A 20,842-nucleotide genomic window follows, 5' to 3' on the forward strand; every position below is an offset into this window, starting at 1 on the left:
TCGAAATCAGTGACGGAGAGACTTCCCGGCAAGCTACGTCCGCAACTTGAAAATGGAAACAATTTGCGGCGGTGTTCGCCTTGAAAGGATACGAACCGGCGACCTGGACATTTGACCAGATGAAATCTATCGAAAATTCCACGCATTGGCCTCCAGCATCTCGCAGCACAAAATCTCAGATCAGGCTGCATTCGCGGCGTTGATCGAGAGCAAATCCTCGCAAACAATCTCATCGCGCCGTCGTTCAGGTCACGTCCTCCCGTTTTGCGTTGCGAACACACCCCCTAACAACTTTTCCGACTTACTCGCAGCTCTCGCGGCACACATATTGTGAAGCCGTTCGCTGTCCCTTATTTCGGAGAGGTGTCTGAGGCTGGGGTGGGCAATGCGGGGCTGGATAGATCGTTTCTTCAACGCAAAGGTTGATGTTGAGGTGTCAAAAACGGAGAAGCAGTCCGAAACTATTTCGGAGACGCTATTTAACGCCGCCGACGTCCCCGCAGTCAGCTTGTCCGGCGACTCCCCTATTAAACTCCCTGAGCACGATGCCTTTGGTATTGATCCCTTCGCCCAGGCGATCGCTAAGAGCATAGTGGCAGCTGACGCGAAGGACGGTCTGGTCTATGCCATCAATGGAGCCTGGGGTGCGGGCAAGAGTAGCGCCGTCAATCTCATTCTTCATCATCTTTCCGACAGTGTGGCAAAAGAGGAGGTCGTCCCGACCGTTTTTAACCCATGGTGGTTTTCTGGCGCGGAAGCTTTAACGATCTCGTTCTTCCAGGAACTGAGGGCGACCGTCGGAAAATCCCTCGATGAAAAGGCACGAGAGGCCATGGCGACCTTGGGCAGTCGCCTGTCTTCGGCAGGGCCGCTGCTTGGTGGTCTCGCTTCGCTAGCGGCAACTCCCGCCGCAGGTGCCGCCGTCGCCGGCGGCGCATCCTTGATCGAAAAATTCTCGCGGTTAGACAGCACCGTGGAAAAGGAACATCGGAAGCTTGCCGAGGCACTTGCCAACCAAGACAAGAGGTTCCTGATAATTCTCGATGACATAGACCGGCTCGGCACCGATGATGCCTTGCAGGTCTTCAAGCTGATAAAGTCCGTCGGACGGTTGCCCAATGTCATATACTTGCTGGCGTTCGACCGGCACCTTGCCGAAAAGATGGTTGCTGAACGTTTCCCGGCCGAAGGGGCAAGCTATCTCGAAAAGGTCATCCAAGGTGCATTCGACCTGCCAAACCCTGATCCCGATGACCTGTGCAAACAATTGCTATCCACCGTCGAGTCGGTGATGGCCGCCCCGCCGGAAGCGAAAATCCAACGGTTCTGGAATGTGTTCTATGACGTCGTTGCACCGCTTATAAAAACGCCGCGCGATGCCGTTCGCCTATCGAATTCGATCAAGGTTTCATGGCCTGCTGTACAGGAAAATGTCGACAGAGCCGACTTTCTCGCGATCGAAGCGTTGCGCGTTTTCCTACCAGAACTCCATCAAGCGATCCGGAACCACGCAAGCATGCTTGTCGGTCGTCAATCAGAGCGAAACCACAATCAGCAAGAACTCAAAAAGGAATATGATGCGATTTTCCTTGATGGCCTGCCACCGCGGCGGCGAGAGGAAATAAAGATCGCGCTCCGTCGCCTGTTTCCTCGCCTCGACTCGATCTGGGGAAACATGTGGTATTCGGACGATAGCCGGTGGACGCGCGACAGGTTGATCTGCTCCCCTCCCCATTTCTCGACCTATTTCGCATTTGCCGTACTCGATGATGCTATTACAGCAAGTGAGAGCGATGCGCTTGTCGCCAATGCAGGCAAGCTGGGGATGACTGCCGCCGCACTTAGGCAATACGCCAGGACGCCCCGCCGGCGGAAGAAGGGAACTCGAGTCGCACTGGCGCTGCAGGAGCTGCGGATACGCGCAGCCGACATTGCCGAGGGAGATGTTCGCCCGTTTTTGACGGACCTGTTTATCGTCGCTGACGAAATCAATTTAAATTCCGATGTCTCCCGCGGCTTCGGTGACTACGGGTCGAACCACCTTCGTATTCACTGGCTGCTCAACGGGCTGCTCCTCGACCGGTTCGATCTTCAGACCAGAACGGCGATGATCCGTGAGGCCGCGCCTACATCGAGCGTCAGCTGGCTCATCGATCTAACAGGGCGATGCCAGGATCTGAAGCTCAAGCGTGGTACGGACGAAGACCGCGGATCCGAGAATTTTGTCGATGACGAGACGGTCGATTGGCTTGTCGAACTCTCGGCCAATCGTATCCGCGTGGCTGCGGAGGACGGAACGCTTTTGCAGGTGCCGGATATCGAGTTCATTCTATATCGCTGGCGTGACCGCGCGACGCCCGATGAAGTTCGCGCCTGGACTGATGTCCAACTCGACAACGACGCTTTCGTGTTGAAGATGGCCGATGCCGTCATTAGCCAGTCCTTTTCTTATGACTTGGGAGGATTTGGCTCGCTCGGTGACCGAGTTTCGCGAACCTACGAGTATGTCAACCTCAAATCGCTAGGGGCCCTGCTCGACATCGCACGCTTCCGGACGCGGGTGTCGGATCTACTTGGAAAATCCGATCTCGCCCCTTCGGAACGGCAGATCCTGGAGCGGTTTCAAAAGGCGCCGGAGGATGATCCCGGCGCGCGATCTGGAGTCTAATTTGACCGCTGATTCGGTTTTTCCGGTCGATAGAATCTATTTCTTGGGACACACACACTGCTCCGCGAACCTTGCGCGTCCGATACCAGCTGCCAGAAGATTATAATTTGGGATCGTGTCCATGGAAGTGGTACCGCAGTCCTCCGGCATGACGCCAGTCACAGCTGACCAAATGTGGCACTTCAAATCTAAATTCCAGATGCTCTAAGCGTAGTATCAAGCTCTATAAAGCGCTGATCCTCTACCAACGACGGTGATATAAGCCGTCCTTCGTTTGACCTCCTATCTAGTTGTTTTTACTCATATCGGATGGCCAAGAGGCTCAGATTCTGACAAAATCAGGATAAAAAGGAACGGCTGACCCCTCTCTCTGCAAAGCGATCGTCATAAGCCCTTCCATCAAAACGCGGATAAAAATCCACGTCGAGGGCTTTACGGCATCACTTTGTTTTTGTTTGCAATTCTTCGCGGACTTCAATTGGAAATAGGTTCTGAACCGGCCGAATCTGATATAATGGGGATAAAAGAGGACTCACCATGCCGATTCACGACCCCTGCGCGCTTCTCAACCGATTGCTGCAAGAACCCACCGAAAGCGCATGGCTGGAATTCAAGGTCAACAACAAGGACCCGCGCGAAATCGGGGAATATGTGTCCGCGCTTGCAAATTCGGCAATGCTAGCGGGGCGAGATCGCGCCTTCCTTGTATTCGGAATCGAAGACCGTTCGAGGAACAGGGTTGGCACAGAGCTTCGCCTGCAGCAACTCAAACAAGGCAATGAGGATTTCACCAACTGGCTGGCCCGAATGGTCGAGCCGCGCGTACTCACTGAGGTTCTCGACTTTGTCTGTGATGGTTTGGCCTATTCCGTCATCGCCATTGAGCCGTCCTATGAACGGCCTGTAAAATTCGCCGGCACGGAATTTGTCCGGATCGGCGAAAACAAGAAAAAACTCGCCGAATTTCCCGAGCACGAGCGAGCTCTCTGGATAGCGACCGGCCGCCGGCGTTTCGAAACCGCAGTCGCCTCATCGAACGTCACCGCGGACGATGTCTTCGCGATGCTCGACGCCGACCCGATTTATGATCTGACGGGCGAACCCAAGCCGAAGAATCCCCAGGAGATCATTCGAAAGATGGTCGATGCAGGCTTCCTGCTCGACAATCTCGAGGGAAGGTTCGACATCACCAATCTGGGCGCAATCATGTTGGCGCGTGATGTCACTGTATTTCCGTCCATCGCGGGAAAGACTGTTCGCATCGTCAAGTACGCCGGCCGCGATAAATCTCGCTCAGACTTTGAGCAGGAGGGTAAGAAGGGATACGCCGTTGGCTTTACGGGAATGATGCGGTTTCTGATGGAGCGATTGCCAAAAGAAGAGCGATACGTTGATGGCGTACGGCGCATGGCGCCACATTTTCCTGAAACGGCTGTTCGCGAAGTGATCGCCAATGCCCTCATCCACCAGGATTTCATGGCAACCGGGGTCGGCCCTGTCGTCGAAATTTATGAGAACCGCCTCGAAGTCACCAATCCGGGCAATTCCTTGATCAGCACCGACCGCATTCTCGACGAGCGCCGCTCCAGAAACGAGAAGCTGGCTGCCACCATGCGTTCGTTCGGGCTTTGCGAGGAGCGCGGGGGCGGCCTTGACAAGACTTTGATCGAAATCGAGGCGCAGCACCTGCCCGCTCCGGACTTTATCTCGTCTGAAAATTCGATGCGCGTCGTGTTGTTTGCGCCGAAGCTCTTCGGCCAGATGTCGAAGGCTGAGAAGTTGCGGGCATGTTTCTTCCACAGCGTCCTGCGCTGGCTCACCCATGACTATATGAGCAACGCGACGCTCCGGGAGCGCTTCTCGCTGGCTCCGGAGGAGTATCAGGCTGTCTCCGCCGTAATCGCCGAGTCAATCAAACTCGGCCGCATCGCTCCTGCCGATCCTGACCAAGGCAAGCGCAATGCACGATACGTGCCCTACTGGGCAGCTTAAGCATTTCCGGCACGTCATTGCCTAACGCCTTGAGCAGATACGAACTTACGACCCGCAGTCTTCTGGCCTTGGGAGCGTAGTGCTTATCATTGGATGGCACTTCGCCCGGTCAACGGGCGCCCTGCAGGTCATCAATGACGGGCCTAACTCCGGCTATATCGCGAAACCTCGCGCCTTCCCAGAAGGCTATCTGGAATTTTCATCTATCAAATACCTCCGACAAGAGAACGGAAATGCCGGATCCCGCGATAACTCGCATCAGGTAACCCTATCGACTTAGTCGAGTATTGATAAAGTGAAAGGAATTTCCAACCTAACCGGCCGTGCGCAACCTTGCAGGCTGAAATCGGAGCGAATTCCTTGTATCGTAGAATTTTCTTGCGCACCTCTGCCGCCGCACTTCTTTTCGCCTTTACCCTGGTTGCTCCCGTTGCCGACGCCGCGGAACCGACAACCAAGCTCATCGTGGCCGATCAATCGGAGTTGGTGCGCAACCTGCTGGAGGCGAGCGGCGAGCAGGAGTCCCTTGGGTTTGATGTAGAATATCCCAACTTTGCCGGCGGACCGGCCATTCTCGAGGCGATCAGGGCAGGCGCTCTGGACATCGCCTATGTCGGCGATACTCCACCTATTCAGGCGCGCGCATCGGGAACGCTTCTGCCGATTGTCGGGACGTTCACGCGTGAGGTCGCTCAGTATCGACTGACGAGCCGCCCGGGTCTCAAGATCGAGAAGCTGTCCGAGCTTAAGGGGAAGAAACTCAGCTATGTCGAAGGATCGGGCCGCCAGGTATTCCTGATCGAGGCATTGAACAGGGCGGGCCTGAAACTTGAGGACGTCACGCTCGTCAATCTCCGCGTGGCAGATCTTCCCGATGCACTGCGCTCCGGAGCCGTCGACGTCGCCGTCTTGCAGGAACCCTTCGTCACGCGGCTCACCAAACAAGCAGGGGCAAGCCCTGTACTCGACCCTGAGGAGCGATGGCTGCTGCCGAGCACGTCCTACTTCTATGCCCGTCCCGAAGCGCTCGCTGATCCCGCGAAGGTTGAGGCCATCAAGCAGTTTCTGGCCGCTTTCGTGAAGGCCGGAAAATGGAGCAACGAACACGACAAGGACTGGGCGAAGTTCTATTATACTGACTTCCAGCGCGTCTCCCCGGATGACGCCGCGGCAATCCTCGCCGGTCAGTCGCCGCTCGTCTTCCAGACGTCGGTCGAGGCGATCCCCCACCATCAGAAACTGATCGACATCCTCTACCAGGCCGGGTCCCTAAAGGAGCAGTTTGACGCCAAGGGATCTTTCGTAGACACGTTCGACGCGGTCATCGAGCAGTCTCGCTGATATCGGAGGTCGCATGACGGACATTTCAACCGACAGGATTGTGAAAGGGCAGACGGATCGGCACTTATATCTTGCTGTCCGCAAGAGGTCGACGCGGCTCGTGCCTGCCAAACTGCCACCTGGATTGCGGCTGCTGGGTCCTGCCATCGTCCTGATCGTCTGGGAAGCCGCTTCCCGTCTGGGCCTGCTGTCTCCGAGCACGCTCGCGGCACCTTCGACAGCAATCGCGACGGGCTACGACATGCTGCTGGACGGCAGCCTGCTGCCGCATCTCGCAGCCTCGGCAGCCCGCGCCTATTCAGGGCTTTTTCTGGGCGTCATCACCGGCGTGATCCTCGCTCTTCTCTCCGGATTGACGCGCACCGGGGAAGCGCTCATCGATGGCCTCGTGCAGATCAAGCGGGCGGTGCCGACACTCGCCCTCATTCCGCTCGTCATCATCTGGCTTGGCATCGGCGAGGCGATGAAGGTCTTCCTGATTTTCACCGCCGTCCTCATTCCGGTCTATATCAACACCCATGCGGCGCTGCGTGGCATTGATATCGGTCTTGTCGAGCTCGCCCGCACTCTTGGGCTGACCCGCGCTGAGTTCATCCGGCATGTCGCGCTGCCCGGTGCCCTGCCCGGCTTCTTCGTCTCGTTGCGGCTCGCCGTCGCCCTCTGCTGGACGGCCCTGGTCGTGCTCGAGCTCGTCAACACCCAGACGGGCATCGGCTACCTGATGAACCGGGCTCGGGACTGGGGCCAGACGGACATCATCGTTGTCGGCATCATCATCTATGCCCTGCTCGGCCTCCTCTCCGACGCGGTCGTACGGTTCATCGAAACCAGAGCGCTTTCCTACAGACGGGCTCTCGGCTCATGAACGCACATGTCACCCACGCTGTGGTCCTTCGCGACCTATCCCGCAGCTTCAAGGGCAAGACTGTCCTCGACCGGATCTCGCTGGATATCCCCGCCGGACAGTTCGTCGCCCTGCTCGGCGAATCCGGTTCGGGAAAGACGACACTGCTGCGGGCTCTTGCGGGGCTCGACGACGACGCCGAAACCAGGGGGCATTTCAGCACGCCGGAGAGCATCTCGGTCCTCTTTCAGGACTCCCGCCTTCTTCCGTGGAAAACGGTTATCGACAACCTGACGCTCGGTCTGCGCCGCACGGACGCTAAAGCTGCCGCGGCCACCATGCTCGAGGATGTCGGGCTTGCCGACAAGGCAGACGTATGGCCTTCCACGCTGTCTGGAGGGCAGAAGCAGCGTGCTTCGCTGGCGAGATCCCTGCTGCGCACGCCGGACCTCTTACTTGCCGACGAGCCCTTCGGTGCACTTGATGCGCTTACCCGCCTGAAGATGCAGGTTCTGCTGATGCGCCTCGTGGAGCGCAAGAGACCGACAATCATTCTGGTCACTCATGATGTGGACGAAGCCCTGCTTCTGGCCGACCGTATCCTTGTCCTGAAAGATGGAAGCATCGCCGAAGATCACGCGATCTCGCTTCCCCATCCTCGCCACGAACACCAAGCCGAAGTCTCCTCCCTCCGAACCAAATTGCTTAAGAGCCTCGGCGTCGAAGCCGACAGCATTTGAAAGGCACCCGATGTCGCGCCATCTGCACCTGAACCTGTTCCTGATGTCCCGCGGTCACCACGAAGGCGCGTGGCGGCACCCGAAGTCTAACCACAAGGCTCTCACCGATCTTGCTCTTTATGTCGAGGCCACGTCGATTGCCGAAAGGGCGAAGTTCGATGCCGTGTTCCTTGCCGACACGCTGGCGGCCGGCAACAGCAGCGGCCTTGCATCCTCGGGATCGCTCGAGCCGATCGTCCTTCTCTCCCTGCTTGCAGCCCATACACAGAAAATCGGCCTCATCGGAACGGCCTCCACCACCTACAGTCTGCCCTATACGCTGGCGCGCCAGTTCGCGACGCTTGATCATCTCTCAAACGGCCGCGCAGGCTGGAACATCGTCACGTCCTGGGCTCCTGAGGCAGGGGCGAATTACGGGCTCCAGCAGAATGTCGATCACGGCGACCGCTACAAGCTGGCGGAGGAGTTCGTGGAGGCGGTCGATGCCCTCTGGAAGAGCTTCCCGGCCGACGCGGTCCTCGACGATCGCGAAGGCGGACGATATCTCGATCGAGATCGGATGACGCCGGCGGACTATGCCGGCCAGCACTACCGTACGAAAGGCCCACTCAACGTTCCGGAAAGCCCTCAGTCCCGCCCGGTCTACATCCAGGCCGGACAATCCGATGCGGGCCGCGGCTTTGCCGCAAGATGGGCCGAGGCCATCTTCACCGCTCACATGACGAAGGACTCCGCCAAGGCATTCTACACGGACGTGAAGAGCCGGGCTGTCGGTTACGGGCGCAGCCCGGACGACATCGTTGTCCTGCCGGGCATCAGCGCGGCGATCGGGTCTACCACCAGGGAAGCTGAGCAGGTCTGGGAGGAGCTCGACGATCTCACCAGCACGGATGTCGGCTTGACGCGTCTCTCGGCACGTTTCGGTGGCCACGACTTCAGCAGCCTGCCGCTGGACCGCCCGCTGACCGCGGACGACTTCCCGGACCCGAACGCCGTCGAGGCCTCGAGAAGCCGGGTGGTCGGCTATATCGATATGACGCTCAAGGAAAACCTGACCCTGAGGCAATTGCTTCGCAAGCTCGCGGGTGCCCGCGGGCACTTCGTGGCAACGGGTACGCCGGAACAGGTCGCCGACATTGTCGAAGACTGGTTCAAGACTGGTGCTGCTGACGGCTTCAACGTGATGCCGCCGATCATCAACAGTCAGCTTGCACTCTTTGCTGACGAGGTCGTTCCAATTCTGCAAAAGCGCGGCCTGTTCCGGCATGACTATGAAGGCAGCACGCTGCGCTCGCATTTCGGGCTGAACGCTGTGGCGTGGCCAAGTGCACTGGCGCGATCGGCTTAATATTAAACTTCTTGATCACTCGGATCCAAGCTGATCCAGACAGAGGTGGAGCCGCTCAGGCTTTTTTCATCAGCTCTTGAGTGGATAGGAACCTCCGACCTGCTGAATCAAATTCTATAGATAATTGAAATTCAAGCCGGTTCACGCGGGCGCGTCGTTTGCGGCATAAGTCACTGTTATGGAACCCGCGCGCACGCCATAGCGTCGGCGCAAGTCACCCTTTCAAAGTAGGCGCACGCTGAACTCCGGCTGGTCGAAGACGGTGATCTCCGGGACGACACCGGGGTATTTTTCGATCCCCACCAGACAGGAATGAGCAGAGGTCCCTTGCGCAAGCTTGGACGTGCCAACGTCCTGCGTCAGGACGTTCGGGTTTCCATGCACTTCCAGTGAATGCCCTTCGGCGCTTGTCTGCGGATCGAACCAGGCACCGGTCGACATCTGGATCACTCCGGTCACAATGTCTGCAGCAATCGAAACAATTGCGAGACAGGCACCTCGCTCGTTGAACAGCTTGACGACATCACCTTCGACAAGGTCAACTGCTTCAGCGTCCTGACGATGCATCCTGACCTGTTCCCGGCCCTGCGATTTCAGCTGACGCGATGCGCTGCCATTGTCGTACTGGCTATGCAACTTGCCGGCTGGCTGGTTTGAGATCAGATGAAAAGGGAAATGCGCAGCCTTTGCCGCGCCCAGCCATTCGTGCGGTTCCATCCACGGGGGTGACCGGGGCAGTCGTCGTAACCAAAGCTTTCGACTGTCGAAGAAAGAATTTCGATCCGCCCGGATGGCGTCTTCAGCCTGTTGGCGAGGGGATCGGCACGGAAATCTTCCAGCAGGCTCGGCTGGCTGTTGGGCTCAGGCAAGACAATCGGACCCCCCTGCCAGAATTCGTCGAACTCGGGAAGCGGAAACCCCGCCGCTCCGGCGCTTTCGGTCGCCTGACCGTACAGATGTCGCAACCAGTCCTCGGTTGAACTTCCCTCGGTAAACGCCTCTTCGACATCCAGCCGCCTGGCCAACCGGGCAAAGACGTCGTAATCCGTCATCCCGTCAGGCAGGGTTCTCAAGACCCTTTCGTAAGCGGGTTGGCGGCAGATCGCCGACCCGCTTCTTTTCTCATCTAAGCAGTTGAAATCAAATATGCTATTTTGCTCTGGGAATAGCTGGAACATTATCCGATCTTGATGGGAATCGGAGTCGTGTTCCTTGATCTTGCCAAGCTAGCCCGTCGGATTGATACGACTGAGGGTTCTGAGATTTGAACGGCCGCTGCAAAGGCTCCTCGTGGTTAGCAAGTGGTCACCTCGGGTCTCCTGCCGCCTTCCGCTTCGCGCCAGAAGCGGTCACCGTGTGTCTCAGAGCATAAAGGCCGAGAACAGGACTATCGCAGCTTAGGCGGCGCGAAATCTTCCACGCTATCGAGTCATGATTATCATCAATCCTGTGGATGCGGTTCTCTGCGAGAGTCAAAGCGAGTGTCTGCCCTATGTGCCACCGTCGTCGGCAGCTACCATGTGGTGGTTCACGGATGATCCATATGGTGGGTAAGAAGCAGACCGCCGATATTCCAAAGAAGCGTCCGTCTCTGTTAGCACAGCTCGCCGGGGAAAGAGAGAAGCTGTTCTCCGATGCGTTCCGGCAGCAATACGGTGCAGTCTGTTTTCGCTATGTGGGGGAGACCTCGAAGGTCGAGGTACTTGTCATCTCATCGCGAGACACCGGTCGATGGATCGTACCCAAGGGCTGGCCGATGAAAAAGAAAAAGCCCCACGAGGCCGCCGCGGTTGAGGCTTGGGAAGAAGCTGGGGTCAGAGGCATTGTGCGAAAGACAGCCGTCGGCCGGTACACCTACCTTAAAGTCCTCGATGATGGCGACGTTGCTCCAAAGATCGTCGACCTCTTCCAAATCGAGGTGACCGTTCAACAAGAAGAGTTCAAAGAGAAGGGCCAGCGCCGTATCGCATGGGTGGAGCCGGATGAAGCGGCCCGGCGCGTACGCGAGTTGGAGCTGAAGTCGTTGCTCGTCGATTTTAAGCCAAGAGGAAAACGTAAAGGCACCTGACCAGGGAAATGGCTCAGCCGCCGGTACCGCTTAGCAAGGATATTGCATCGGCAATGCTGGGTTTCAGGTATCCGTCAGCTGATGCGGCGACTAATCCAGAAACTCGACGGAGCATCTGCATGAAGCCGCACTCCTATTCCATCTTTCAATGTTTCCTTCACTGGGCGGTCGCTCTTCTAGTGATCTTCAACCTTTTGTTTCCAGACGCCATGAACGCCTGGCACCGCATGATCCGACACGGCCAGACGCCAACGGCTGCGGATGTCTCGAGCGCGAACTTTCATGCATATTTCGGAATTGCCATCATATTGCTTGCCATTATTCGCCTTGTCCTGCGGTGGCGGACTGGTGTTCCGGCTGAGCCTGCAGGTCAACCGCTGGCACTTCACCTGATAGCCAAGATCGTTCACCTTCTGCTTTACGCACTGATGTACCTCATGCCAGTTTCGAGGATTGCAGCGTACTACTTCGGGATCGATGTAGCTGGCTCGATTCACGCAGATATTTTGAAGGCCATGCTCTGGGCCGTTATTGCGGCACATGCCCTTGGAGCGCTTGTCCAGCACTTCTATTTCCGGACAAATGTTCTGCGCCGAATGACAGTCGGCTGAACTTGTATCGTCGGCTGCAAACGGTTTCAGAGCAACGGACGCGATTGGCATTGGAAAATGCGATACCCACGCTCAAAGCCGATGAACGCAGGCGGGAGTAAATGGCTGAAGGACAGGTTGTGCGCGGCACCTGAAGCCTGCCCCGCATCGTAAAGCGCAAGCGATCTAAAACCGAGCTACGGAACCGGTTAGCTCTCTCAGCTGAACAGGCCACGCGCACGTCCGCCGATTTCCATGATGTTTATAGTTTCAGGTGGGCATCAGTTTGCGCTCGTACCTCCCGAGGCGCTGGGCTAACACTGAGGAGAAATGGCCGCATGCTGAACTACAAAAATATCTTGGCGGTAGGCGCTTTACTTTGCGTTGCAACGCCGTCTTTTGCCGCAACGATTGTCAAGGTCATGGAAGAAGGTGAAGGTGGTGGCACGATGTCATTGACCGTCGATCAGCCGACCGTGAAGGCTGGCGATGTGATATTCCAGGTCCACAACGATGCGATGACTGAGGAACACGAAATGGTTCTTGTCAAACTCAAATCTGCTGACCAGAAAGTAGCGGTTCTGCAAAGCAAGCACCGTGTCGACGAACACCAGCTCAAAAGCCTGGGTGAGGTATCTGAGCTCAAGCCGGGTTCCGACGGGTCGCTGAAGACCAAACTCACACCTGGTTCGTACCTCCTGCTATGCAACATCAAAGGTCACTACGAGGCTGGAATGCATGCACTATTGACAGCAGTCAAGTGAGCACAGGATCGGCGGCCTTTATGTCGCCGATCCCTCACGCTGAATTTAAAGCGGCGTCCGCTTACCGCGCGCCTTTCTCAATGGTATCAGCACGAGTAGACCAAATGGGTTGAGTTAAGGTCTTGAGGGGATATGGACCCGCGCCCCGCGGTTGTCTCAGTTTGGATTCTTTTTTCAGCAGACTATCCTATTGAGGTAGCTCGCTCGCCTCTATCCTGCCGCCTGCCGCTAAAACCTCGTCAGTAGTATCAACGTCCTTTAAGGCAGCGAACCCAATATCGACCAACCGAATGGGAACTAATCGTCGTCGACGCACGTCCCTGGCACCTTGGTCACCATCTAGTTTGCACATGTTAGAAAACAATGCGGATGGCATGATGACCGGATTCCCAGGCTTTCCCCTATCCGAGCCTCGCACCACCATGGCTTCGCTGGATTGGAATGCCATCAGGAGTTCATTGATGTGAGCGGCGGTGATGTCTGGCATGTCAGCAAGCATGACAAGCACGCCATCCAAGTTTGCGTGTGATATGTTCCGAAAACCACAAGCGAGCGAAGTGCCCATCCCTTGGACGAACTCCTTGTTGAAAGCTGAAAAGAGCGGCAGCCCCCACAGTGCCGCTTCGATTTCAAAAGATCGATGTCCAGTCACGACAGTCACACAATCCAATTTTGAACGGAGCATCGTTTCCGCAGATCTTCTCACTAGCGGAACACCATCGAACTCGGCTAACAGTTTGTGCGGGCGAGCTGCGATCCGTTGGTGGTGAGCGTCAGTTCATCCAGATGGCCGGTTTCGATATGGCGGCCGACCGAGCGCACAAGATGCATGATATTCTTGCGCACCAGCGGCTCGCCGCCGGTCAGTCTCAGCTTGCGCACGCCCTTGGCGATGAAGGCGGAACACAGGCGGTCCAGCTCTTCGAGCGTGAGAAGATCCTTCTTCGGCAGAAAGGTCATGTTTTCCGCCATGCAATAGGTGCAGCGGAAATCGCAACGGTCGGTGACGGAGACGCGCAGATAGGTGACCGCGCGACCGAACGGGTCAATCATAGGCGCCAGATGCGGCATGCCTGCCTTGGAGTCTGAACGAGCCTCCGCCCTTCCTAAAAGCGTCGTACTCATCCAAACGTCTCCAGTCTCGCAGCAGCGATATCGGCCAGAACGGAAAGGGCAAGAGCCGTCGAGTCCCGTGTCGGGCCGAACAAGCCGATGGGCGCTTTGATACGATCGAAAGCTTCTGAAGGAATGCCGTTTGATTTCAGCCGTTCAATGCGTCGGTGATGCGTGCGTGTGCTTCCGAGAGCGCCGACGTAAAAAGACGGGGATGCGAGAGCTTTCCCGAGGACGTCTTCCTCGAGATCCAGCTCGTGGTGCAGTAACACCACTGCAGTGAATGCATCAAAAGCAGTCGCCTGCGATGCCGTACCCGAGTCGACAATCTTTACCTCATAACCAGAGGCTTCCGCCAAACGCTGCACAGCCTCCGCCTCACCCGTCTGGCCTGAGATCACGACACGGGTGGCTGGACGATAGACGGACACGAACTCCGTGTCGCGCCAACCCGAACGCGGGGGCACTTTTTCTAGGCGCACAAGACTTTGGGTGTCCGTCATATAAGCCAGTGCCACTGATTTGCGCTCGGCCAGATCGCGCAAAGCCTGTCTCACCACGTCAGCGTCGCGAATTACATGAATGGCGATGGTAATGCCCCCGCCACAGGGTAGAATGATATCGAAGAACGGTGAGCCGTCGCCGAATTTGACGATCCGGTCCCGGCCTTCAGCGATCGCCTCCAGGGCCTCGGCCGCGACGGCCGCCTCAACGCACCCGCCTGAAACATAGCCGCAAAACCGCCCGTCGGATGCAACGGCGACATGCGCACCAAGAGCTCGGGCGGCACCACCTCCTATCTCGACGAGGGTCGCGAGGGCGGCGCCACCGTGCTGCGCTGCCTCAACGGCAAAACCAAGAATATCGGCAGGGTTGTCGACCGAGTCTGCCCGGACGGGGTTCGGCGTCGTCGTGATCACAGTGTCGCTCAACTTAAGTCCTCGGGAAAGTGCGGTGGCCATGGTCGGCCACCGCCTATGATCAGGCAACGTCCGGCAAATCGCCAATCAGCTTGTCAAGCGTGATCGGGTAATGCCGCACACGCACGCCGGTCGCGTTGTAGATAGCGTTGGCGATCGCCGCCGATACGCCGCACAGCCCGAGCTCGCCCACGCCCTTCGCCTTCATCGGCGACGAGTACGGGTCCGTTTCGTCCATGAAGATCACCTCCTGATGCGGAATGTCCGCATGCACAGGCACCTCGTAGCCGGCGAGATCGTGGTTGACGAAGAAGCCATGGCGGGTGTCGACCGCAAGCTCTTCCGACAAAGCACCGCCGGCACCCATCGTCATCGCACCAATAACCTGACTGCGCGCCGTGATCGGATTGAGAATGCGGCCGGCCGCACAAACGGCAAGCATACGACGGATACGCGTTTCGCCCGTTGCGATATCGACACCGACCTCGACGAAGTGGCCACCGAACGTCGATTGCTGGTGCGTCTTAGTGAGATCGCCCCACTCTATCGTATCCTCGCCAACAAGCCCATCAGGTCCGGCCGCTTCCGCCAGCGCCACAGCGCGGTTGCCTGAGCGGACTTCGCCGTTCTCGAACACCACATCCGCCGAGTTGAAGCCGAGCTTGCTGGCGACTGCTTCGCGCAGCTTGACGCAGGCCGCGTAGACTCCTGATGTCGCGGAGTTCGCGCCGAACTGACCACCCGATCCCGCCGAGACGGGAAAGCGAGAGTCACCCAGCTGCACCGCGACCTTGTCCACACCGACGCCCATCATTTCGGCGGCCGTCTGGGCGATGATCGTGTAGCTGCCGGTGCCGATATCGGTCATGTCGGTCTCGACGATGACCACGCCATCCTGGCCGAGTTTCACCCGTGCGCCGGACGGCATCACGAGATTGTTGCGGAAGGCCGCCGCAACGCCCATGCCGATCATCCAGTTGCCCTCTCGCCGTGCGCCAGCACGGGCGCGCTGGTTCCAGCCGAATTTTTCGGCCCCGAGCCTGAGACAACCGATGAGATCGCGATGCGAGAACGGCCGTTCCGGGTTTTCGGGATCGACCTGGGTGTCGTTCTTGATGCGGAACTCTATCGGATCCACGCCGAGCTTTTCCGCCATCTCATCGACAGCGATCTCCAATGCCATCAGGCCCGGCGCTTCGCCGGGGGCGCGCATGGCATTGCCTTCCGGCAGATCGAGCGTCGCCAGCTTCATCGCGGTCATGCGATTTTCGCCGGCATAAAGCAGACGTGTCTGCATCACAGCCGTCTCCGGTCCGCCGCCCGGAAGATCGCCCGACCAGCTTTCATGCCCGATCGCGGTGATCTTGCCATCACGCTCCGCACCGATGCGGATGCGCTGGATCGTTGCCGGACGGTGGGTGGTGTTGTTGGAGATCATCGGGCGCGGCAGCGCGACCTTGACGGGACGCCCGACAGCTTTGGCCGCGAATGCCGCCAGAACCGCATCGACGCGCAGAAACAGTTTGCCGCCGAAGCCGCCGCCGATGAACGGCGACATCAGATGCACCTTTTCCTTGTCCATGCCGAGCGTGATGGCAAAATCCGAACGCCACCAGTCGATCATCTGGCTGGAGGTCCAGACCGTCACCTCATCGCCGTTCCACGCGGCAATAGAGGCATGCGGCTCCATCATCGCATGCGACTGGTCGGGCGTTGTGTATTCGGCATCGAGCGTCACCGGGGCTGCCGCAAAGGCTGCCTGGAAATCGCCAGCCGCACTTTCCGGTTCCGTGGAAGGATCCGGCGTCTCGGCATTGGCCATTTCGGCCTTGAGGTCGAACGCACCCTTTTCCGCCGCATAATCGACGCGGATCAGAGCCGCTGCTGCGCGAGCCTGCTCAAAGGTTTCCGCCACCACGACCGCGACGGCCTGGTGGTAGTGTTGGATAGCGCTGCCGCCGAAAAGTTTGGCGGTATTGAGCTTGCCCTTCTGCAGATCGCCGACGTCGAGGGTGGTAACGACGCCGAGAACGCCCGGCGCCTTCTTTGCCGCGGCGCTGTCGATCGCGGTGATCTGTCCCTTGGCGATGGCCGAGCCGACCGGATATCCATAGGCATAACGCAGATCAGGATCGTGCCACTCATAGGCATACATGGCGCGACCGGTGGCTTTCAGCTCGCCGTCGATGCGGTGGATCGGTTTGCCGACGACCTTGAGCTGATCGATCGGATTGGTCGTTGCTGGTTTGTCGAACTGCATGACTTATCCCCTCGCCTCTGACAGGACGGCGCCTATCGTGCGCTCGGTCAGGCTGATCTTGAACTTGTTCTGCTCGGTTGGCCGCGCATCCGCCAGAAGCGCTGATGCCATGGCCCGCGCGCCCTTCGGAAGTTCGGCCTCGGCGGCTTCGACACGCCAAGGCCTATGGGCCACGCCGCCGACGGCGACCTTCCCGTTGCCATCGGGCTGGATGACGGCTGCGACCGAGACCAGCGCGAACGCATAGGAGGCACGGTCACGGACCTTGCGGTAAATCTGCTTGCCGCCGATCGGCGCCGGCAGAGTGACGCCGGTGATGAACTCGCCCTGCTCCAGCACCGTTTCGATATGTGGCGTATCGCCCGGCAGGCGATGGAAATCGGCGATCGGGATCGCGCGCTTGGCACCATCCGGCTTCACGGTTTCAACGGTCGCATCCAGCGCCCGCATAGCCACCGCCATGTCGCTCGGGTGGGTGGCGATACAGGCATCGCTCACACCGACGACGCCGAGCTGGCGGGTGACGCCGCCGATGGCGGAACAGCCGCTGCCCGGGTGGCGCTTGTTGCAGGGCTGGTTGGGATCGTAAAAATAGGGACAGCGCGTGCGCTGAAGCAGATTGCCGGCGGTTGTCGCCTTGTTGCGCAGCTGACCGGATGCGCCGGCCACAAGCGCGCGCGACAGAAGTCCGTAGTCGCGGCGTACCGTCTCATCGGCCGCGAGATCGGTATTGCGCACCAGCGCGCCGATGCGCACGCCGCCTTCCGGCGTCTTTTCGATCGTGTCGAGGCCAAGGCCGTTGACATCGATCAGATGCGACGGCTTTTCGATCTCGAGCTTCATCAGGTCGAGAAGATTGGTGCCGCCGGCGATGAATTTTGCTTCCGGGTTGCCGGCTGCCGCGTTTGCCGCAGCTTCTACCGTCGATGCCCGTTCATAGGTAAACGCTCTCATGCCGGCACTCCCGCTACCTCGTTGATCGCATCGAGAATGTTGGAATAGGCCCCGCACCGACAGATATTGCCGCTCATGCGCTCGCGGATTTCCTCGGACGTGAGGGCCGCCTGTTCGGTGAGATTTTCGGTGACGTGGCTCGGGATGTTCGCCTTGATCTCCTCGAGCATCGCCACGGAGGAACAGATCTGTCCGGGCGTACAATAGCCGCACTGGAAGCCATCGTGCTTGACGAAGGCCGCCTGCATCGGATGCAGATTGCCGGGCTCCCCAAGTCCTTCAATCGTGGTGATCTTGTCGCCTTCATGCATCACGGCCAGCGACAGGCAGGAATTGATGCGGCGTCCATCGACGATCACCGTGCAGGCGCCGCATTGGCCGTGATCGCAGCCCTTCTTGGTACCGGTCAGATGCAGATGCTCGCGAAGGGCATCCAGCAGCGTGGTGCGATTGTCCAGCGTCAAGCGCTGTGCCTGCCCATTGACATCAAGGGCGACTTCCGTAGTGTTCTGCAAGGCTTTTCCCCTCGTATCTGCCGCCCGGACATCCGTAGCGGCCGCTGCGACCGCTACCGTCGCGGCCGACGATACAAGTAGTTCTCGTCGGGAAAGTTCCAGTTGGATTGATGTCGGCATTTCGATCTCCTGGCTTCCGATTACGGAACGTGCAGGGAAAGAGCCCCACGTCCACTCCGAATCTAGAGCCGCAATTGAGGAGGATTACCCCTTTTCGCTCGCATGCACCTATTAGCTAGGTTCATAAATGCAATATGATCGCGCGGCCCATTTAACGGAAGTTGCAGGCCGCAAACTTGTTCCCGGTGATCAGCGCATTTGGCGCACAATTGGGTTATCCCGGACCCGAATAATAGGGGCGGGAACAAGAGCAGTCCGAAATCGTACGCTAAGAGCGAACGGAAGGGGAACTTATGCGATTAGCCGTACCCCTGCTGGCAGTCGAAGCGATCGAAATCCGTCGGGCATCTGGTGTTCGGCATCCCAGGTGTAGATGCCGGTAAGGTTGATGTGCTCCCAACTGAGCGGCGAAATATGCTTCAACAAAGTATCGGGAATATTTCGACCCTCTCGCTTCAACTGCGTGATTGCGCGGTCGAGATAGACTGTATTCCAGTGGACGATTGCACTGACAACGAGGTTGAGACCAGAGGCGCGGAATGCTTGGCTCTCGAACGACCGGTCGCGGATTTCGCCCCGCTCGTGGAAGAACACAGCGCGTTTCAGCTTATGAGCGGCCTCGCCCTTGTTGAGACCAGCTTGGCATCTCCGCCGTAGTGCCGGACTTGAGTACCATTCGATCATGAAGAGCGACCTTTCGATACGGCCGAATTCGCGGAGCGCCCTCGCGAGATGGCTTTGCTTTGGCGTTCCGGACAATTTCTTGAGGATGGTAGATGGCACCACGGACCGCGTCGTGATCGACGCCGCAAGATGGAGCAGATCGTCCCAATGGTCGAGGATCAGATTGGCATTGATCGGCGCCCCGATGTGGTTCGACAGAGCCGGATATGCATCACCCTTCTCGAACGTATGGAACTTCCGATCTTTGAGATTACGCAGTCTTGGTGAGAACCGCTTTCCGATCAAGGCGAACAGCCCGAATATATGATCACTGGCACCGCCAGTGTCGGTAAAGTGCACCTGGATATCGAGTACCGTGTCCTGATCGAAGAGCCCGTCCAGCACATAGGCCGCCTCGCTCTCGGTGGGACTGATGGGCAAAATGCTGAAGTAGCCGTATTGATCTGACAGATGGCTATAGAATTTCGATCCGGGTTCGCTACCGTAATGCAAATTGACATCGCCGCGCTTTGCGGCTCGGTCGCTCGCACGGAAGAATTGGCCGTCTGACGAAGATGTTGTGCCATTGCCCCAAAGACGCGAATGCGGATGCTGGGTTGGGCATCGGTGATGCACGCTTGAGCCGTGCGGTATGTCTCCGATCGCGCGTGGAATGTGCGCATCCACCCAATCTGGTGAGCGCTAATCCCTTTGGAAGCGCCCGCCATTCGTTTGGGGCCAAGGTTCGTAGCATCGGCCAGTACACCAGCGAGCATTGCAGAGACATTTTTTGGTACGTCGCCGGTCCGAACATGCGTGAACTGATCCGCAAAGCCGGTCCATTCATGCACTTCCCTTAACAGATCGGGAACCTCGACCAACGGATACATATCGCTGATCTCGGCATTCAGTGCCTCGGCGGCCGCAGGGATTTCGCTGGCGGTTGGTGTGATGATCAACGTTCCGGCCTCAAGACGAACTCCTTCGAGCTTTCCGGATCGTGCCCTGTGCGCCAGACGCTGCAGGTTGAAGTCGAGCATCTGACGCGCTTCGGCAAGCCACTGCGCGCCATCAGCTTGGACACCTAATCCGAGACGATCCTCCTCCTTCAACGTGATGAATGTTGTTCGCGGCATCAAATGCTCGTCAATGGGCCGGAAAGATCGGCTGCCGTCGACCCATATCTCCGCAGATCGAAGCCGGTCTCGCAAAGCAGCGAGCGTTGCGATCTCGTAGAGTCGGAGATCAGGGTTTTCTCGTTCGAAGATGAGCCGCCGGTCAGTTTGGCTTAGGTGGGTGAGCGGGACGCGATCAGGGAGCGTCCGTCGCTTCTCGGCATGAAGCCGTTTAAGCAGCGCAATTGCCGCTAGAAGTGGATCGTGGCGAAGCGCCGAGCGGAACGTGAATGCCTGAAGGAATGCACCAGTGTATTTGTGGACGGTCGCATATTGCTCGGCTGCTACGATCAACGACGGCGCCTCGTTGTCGTCGACCATCGACTCGAGCTCAGGCTTCATCCGAAGCAGTCGATCCCAGCCGACTCTTTGGTCGAGAACATCCATTGCATTCCGACCATTGTTGTTGGCGGACTGCAGCGCGGTGATCGTATCGAGAAACATGCGCAGCGCTTTGGCGGTGTTCGCTCTGCAGTCCATCTGCCGCTGCTTCTTTCGGTTGTTGGCTTGCGAGAACAACTTACCCATCAGCTTGATGAACATCGTCACCGCATCGTCCGTGAGCTTCTGACAAAGCTTGATGACTTGAGCCACAATCAGAGCGTGGTGACGGCTGGCATTGAAGTCGTTGGCAAGCCAGGCCGGGGTTGCGTTACCCTCCCGGATCATCTGGCCCCACCGTCCTGCTGATATGCGCGCCTGTAACGTCGGATCGATCTCCAGCTGCCGCAGAAAGGCTATCCGCTCTGTCAGCCCGACCAGATTCC

Annotated in this window: 16 protein-coding genes and 2 pseudogenes; 9 read left to right on the forward strand and 9 right to left on the reverse strand. The window is 58.1% G+C overall.

The genetic code is table 11. The annotated features are described in order from the left end of the window. Window positions 1–385 precede the first annotated feature (385 nt). The 6 genes from ACUTJJ_RS11315 (at window position 386) to ACUTJJ_RS11340 (ending at window position 8,933) form a co-directional block, all read left to right on the forward strand. Window positions 386–2,668, forward strand: a complete 2,283-nt coding sequence (locus tag ACUTJJ_RS11315) for a KAP family P-loop NTPase fold protein (RefSeq protein ID WP_445542208.1) — start codon at window positions 386–388, stop codon at window positions 2,666–2,668. A gap of 537 nt (window positions 2,669–3,205) precedes the next feature. Next, entirely contained in the window at window positions 3,206–4,660 is a 1,455-nt protein-coding gene (locus ACUTJJ_RS11320; RefSeq protein WP_445542209.1) for an ATP-binding protein, read from the forward strand. A 360-nt stretch (window positions 4,661–5,020) separates the two neighbouring features. Continuing rightward, the gene (locus tag ACUTJJ_RS11325; RefSeq protein WP_445542210.1) at window positions 5,021–6,001 is read left to right on the forward strand and encodes an ABC transporter substrate-binding protein; all 981 of its coding nucleotides are present in this window, start codon (window positions 5,021–5,023) and stop codon (window positions 5,999–6,001) included. 13 nt (window positions 6,002–6,014) lie between these two features. Next, window positions 6,015–6,866: an ABC transporter permease gene (locus tag ACUTJJ_RS11330; RefSeq protein ID WP_445542211.1), complete on the forward strand. Its 852-nt coding sequence runs from the start codon at window positions 6,015–6,017 to the stop codon at window positions 6,864–6,866. Next, complete coding sequence (locus ACUTJJ_RS11335; RefSeq protein WP_445542212.1) at window positions 6,863–7,585, forward strand: ABC transporter ATP-binding protein; 723 nt, start codon at window positions 6,863–6,865, stop codon at window positions 7,583–7,585. Before ACUTJJ_RS11330 ends, ACUTJJ_RS11335 begins: the two co-directional genes overlap by 4 nt. Before the next feature lie 10 nt (window positions 7,586–7,595). Next, window positions 7,596–8,933, forward strand: coding sequence for an LLM class flavin-dependent oxidoreductase (locus ACUTJJ_RS11340; RefSeq protein ID WP_445542213.1), 1,338 nt, complete (start codon window positions 7,596–7,598; stop codon window positions 8,931–8,933). Window positions 8,934–9,155: 222 nt separating this feature from the next. Here ACUTJJ_RS11340 and ACUTJJ_RS11345 read toward each other — a convergent pair whose 3' ends face one another. Beyond that, window positions 9,156–9,650, reverse strand: coding sequence for a molybdopterin dinucleotide binding domain-containing protein (locus ACUTJJ_RS11345; RefSeq protein WP_445542214.1), 495 nt, complete (start codon window positions 9,648–9,650; stop codon window positions 9,156–9,158). Continuing rightward, window positions 9,593–10,006 (reverse strand): hypothetical protein, encoded by a 414-nt coding sequence (locus ACUTJJ_RS11350; protein WP_445542215.1) that lies wholly within the window; start codon window positions 10,004–10,006, stop codon window positions 9,593–9,595. Before ACUTJJ_RS11350 ends, ACUTJJ_RS11345 begins: the two co-directional genes overlap by 58 nt. Window positions 10,007–10,476: 470 nt before the next feature. On the opposite strand from ACUTJJ_RS11350, the gene ACUTJJ_RS11355 reads away from it, so the two are divergent. From ACUTJJ_RS11355 to ACUTJJ_RS11365, 3 genes are all read left to right on the forward strand, one after another. Continuing rightward, window positions 10,477–11,001: an NUDIX hydrolase gene (locus ACUTJJ_RS11355; protein ID WP_445542216.1), complete on the forward strand. Its 525-nt coding sequence runs from the start codon at window positions 10,477–10,479 to the stop codon at window positions 10,999–11,001. Window positions 11,002–11,120: 119 nt separating this feature from the next. Next, window positions 11,121–11,612, forward strand: coding sequence for a cytochrome b (locus ACUTJJ_RS11360; RefSeq protein WP_445542224.1), 492 nt, complete (start codon window positions 11,121–11,123; stop codon window positions 11,610–11,612). 317 nt (window positions 11,613–11,929) lie between these two features. Beyond that, complete coding sequence (locus ACUTJJ_RS11365) at window positions 11,930–12,355, forward strand: copper resistance protein (protein WP_445542217.1); 426 nt, start codon at window positions 11,930–11,932, stop codon at window positions 12,353–12,355. 187 nt (window positions 12,356–12,542) lie between these two features. On the opposite strand, the gene ACUTJJ_RS11370 is transcribed toward ACUTJJ_RS11365, so the two are convergent. From ACUTJJ_RS11370 to ACUTJJ_RS11400, 7 genes and pseudogenes are all read right to left on the reverse strand, one after another. Next, window positions 12,543–13,040: a nucleotidyltransferase family protein gene (locus ACUTJJ_RS11370; RefSeq protein WP_445542218.1), complete on the reverse strand. Its 498-nt coding sequence runs from the start codon at window positions 13,038–13,040 to the stop codon at window positions 12,543–12,545. A 56-nt stretch (window positions 13,041–13,096) separates the two neighbouring features. Further along, window positions 13,097–13,426, reverse strand: a pseudogene (locus ACUTJJ_RS11375) (radical SAM protein); the annotation flags it as partial. A 50-nt stretch (window positions 13,427–13,476) separates the two neighbouring features. Beyond that, a complete protein-coding gene (locus ACUTJJ_RS11380; protein ID WP_445542219.1) occupies window positions 13,477–14,400 on the reverse strand; it encodes an XdhC family protein in 924 nt (307 codons plus the stop codon). Between the two features lie 49 nt (window positions 14,401–14,449). Beyond that, window positions 14,450–16,648 (reverse strand): aldehyde oxidoreductase molybdenum-binding subunit PaoC, encoded by a 2,199-nt coding sequence (gene paoC, locus ACUTJJ_RS11385; RefSeq protein ID WP_445542220.1) that lies wholly within the window; start codon window positions 16,646–16,648, stop codon window positions 14,450–14,452. Between the two features lie 3 nt (window positions 16,649–16,651). Further along, window positions 16,652–17,602, reverse strand: a complete 951-nt coding sequence (locus ACUTJJ_RS11390) for an FAD binding domain-containing protein (RefSeq protein ID WP_445542221.1) — start codon at window positions 17,600–17,602, stop codon at window positions 16,652–16,654. Continuing rightward, entirely contained in the window at window positions 17,599–18,237 is a 639-nt protein-coding gene (gene paoA / locus ACUTJJ_RS11395) for an aldehyde dehydrogenase iron-sulfur subunit PaoA (protein WP_445542222.1), read from the reverse strand. The genes ACUTJJ_RS11390 and paoA overlap by 4 nt, the downstream gene beginning before the upstream one ends. A gap of 291 nt (window positions 18,238–18,528) precedes the next feature. Continuing rightward, a pseudogene (locus ACUTJJ_RS11400) lies at window positions 18,529–20,744 on the reverse strand (Tn3 family transposase). Window positions 20,745–20,842 lie beyond the last annotated feature (98 nt).

This window comes from Agrobacterium sp. DKPNP3 (assembly GCF_052686535.1).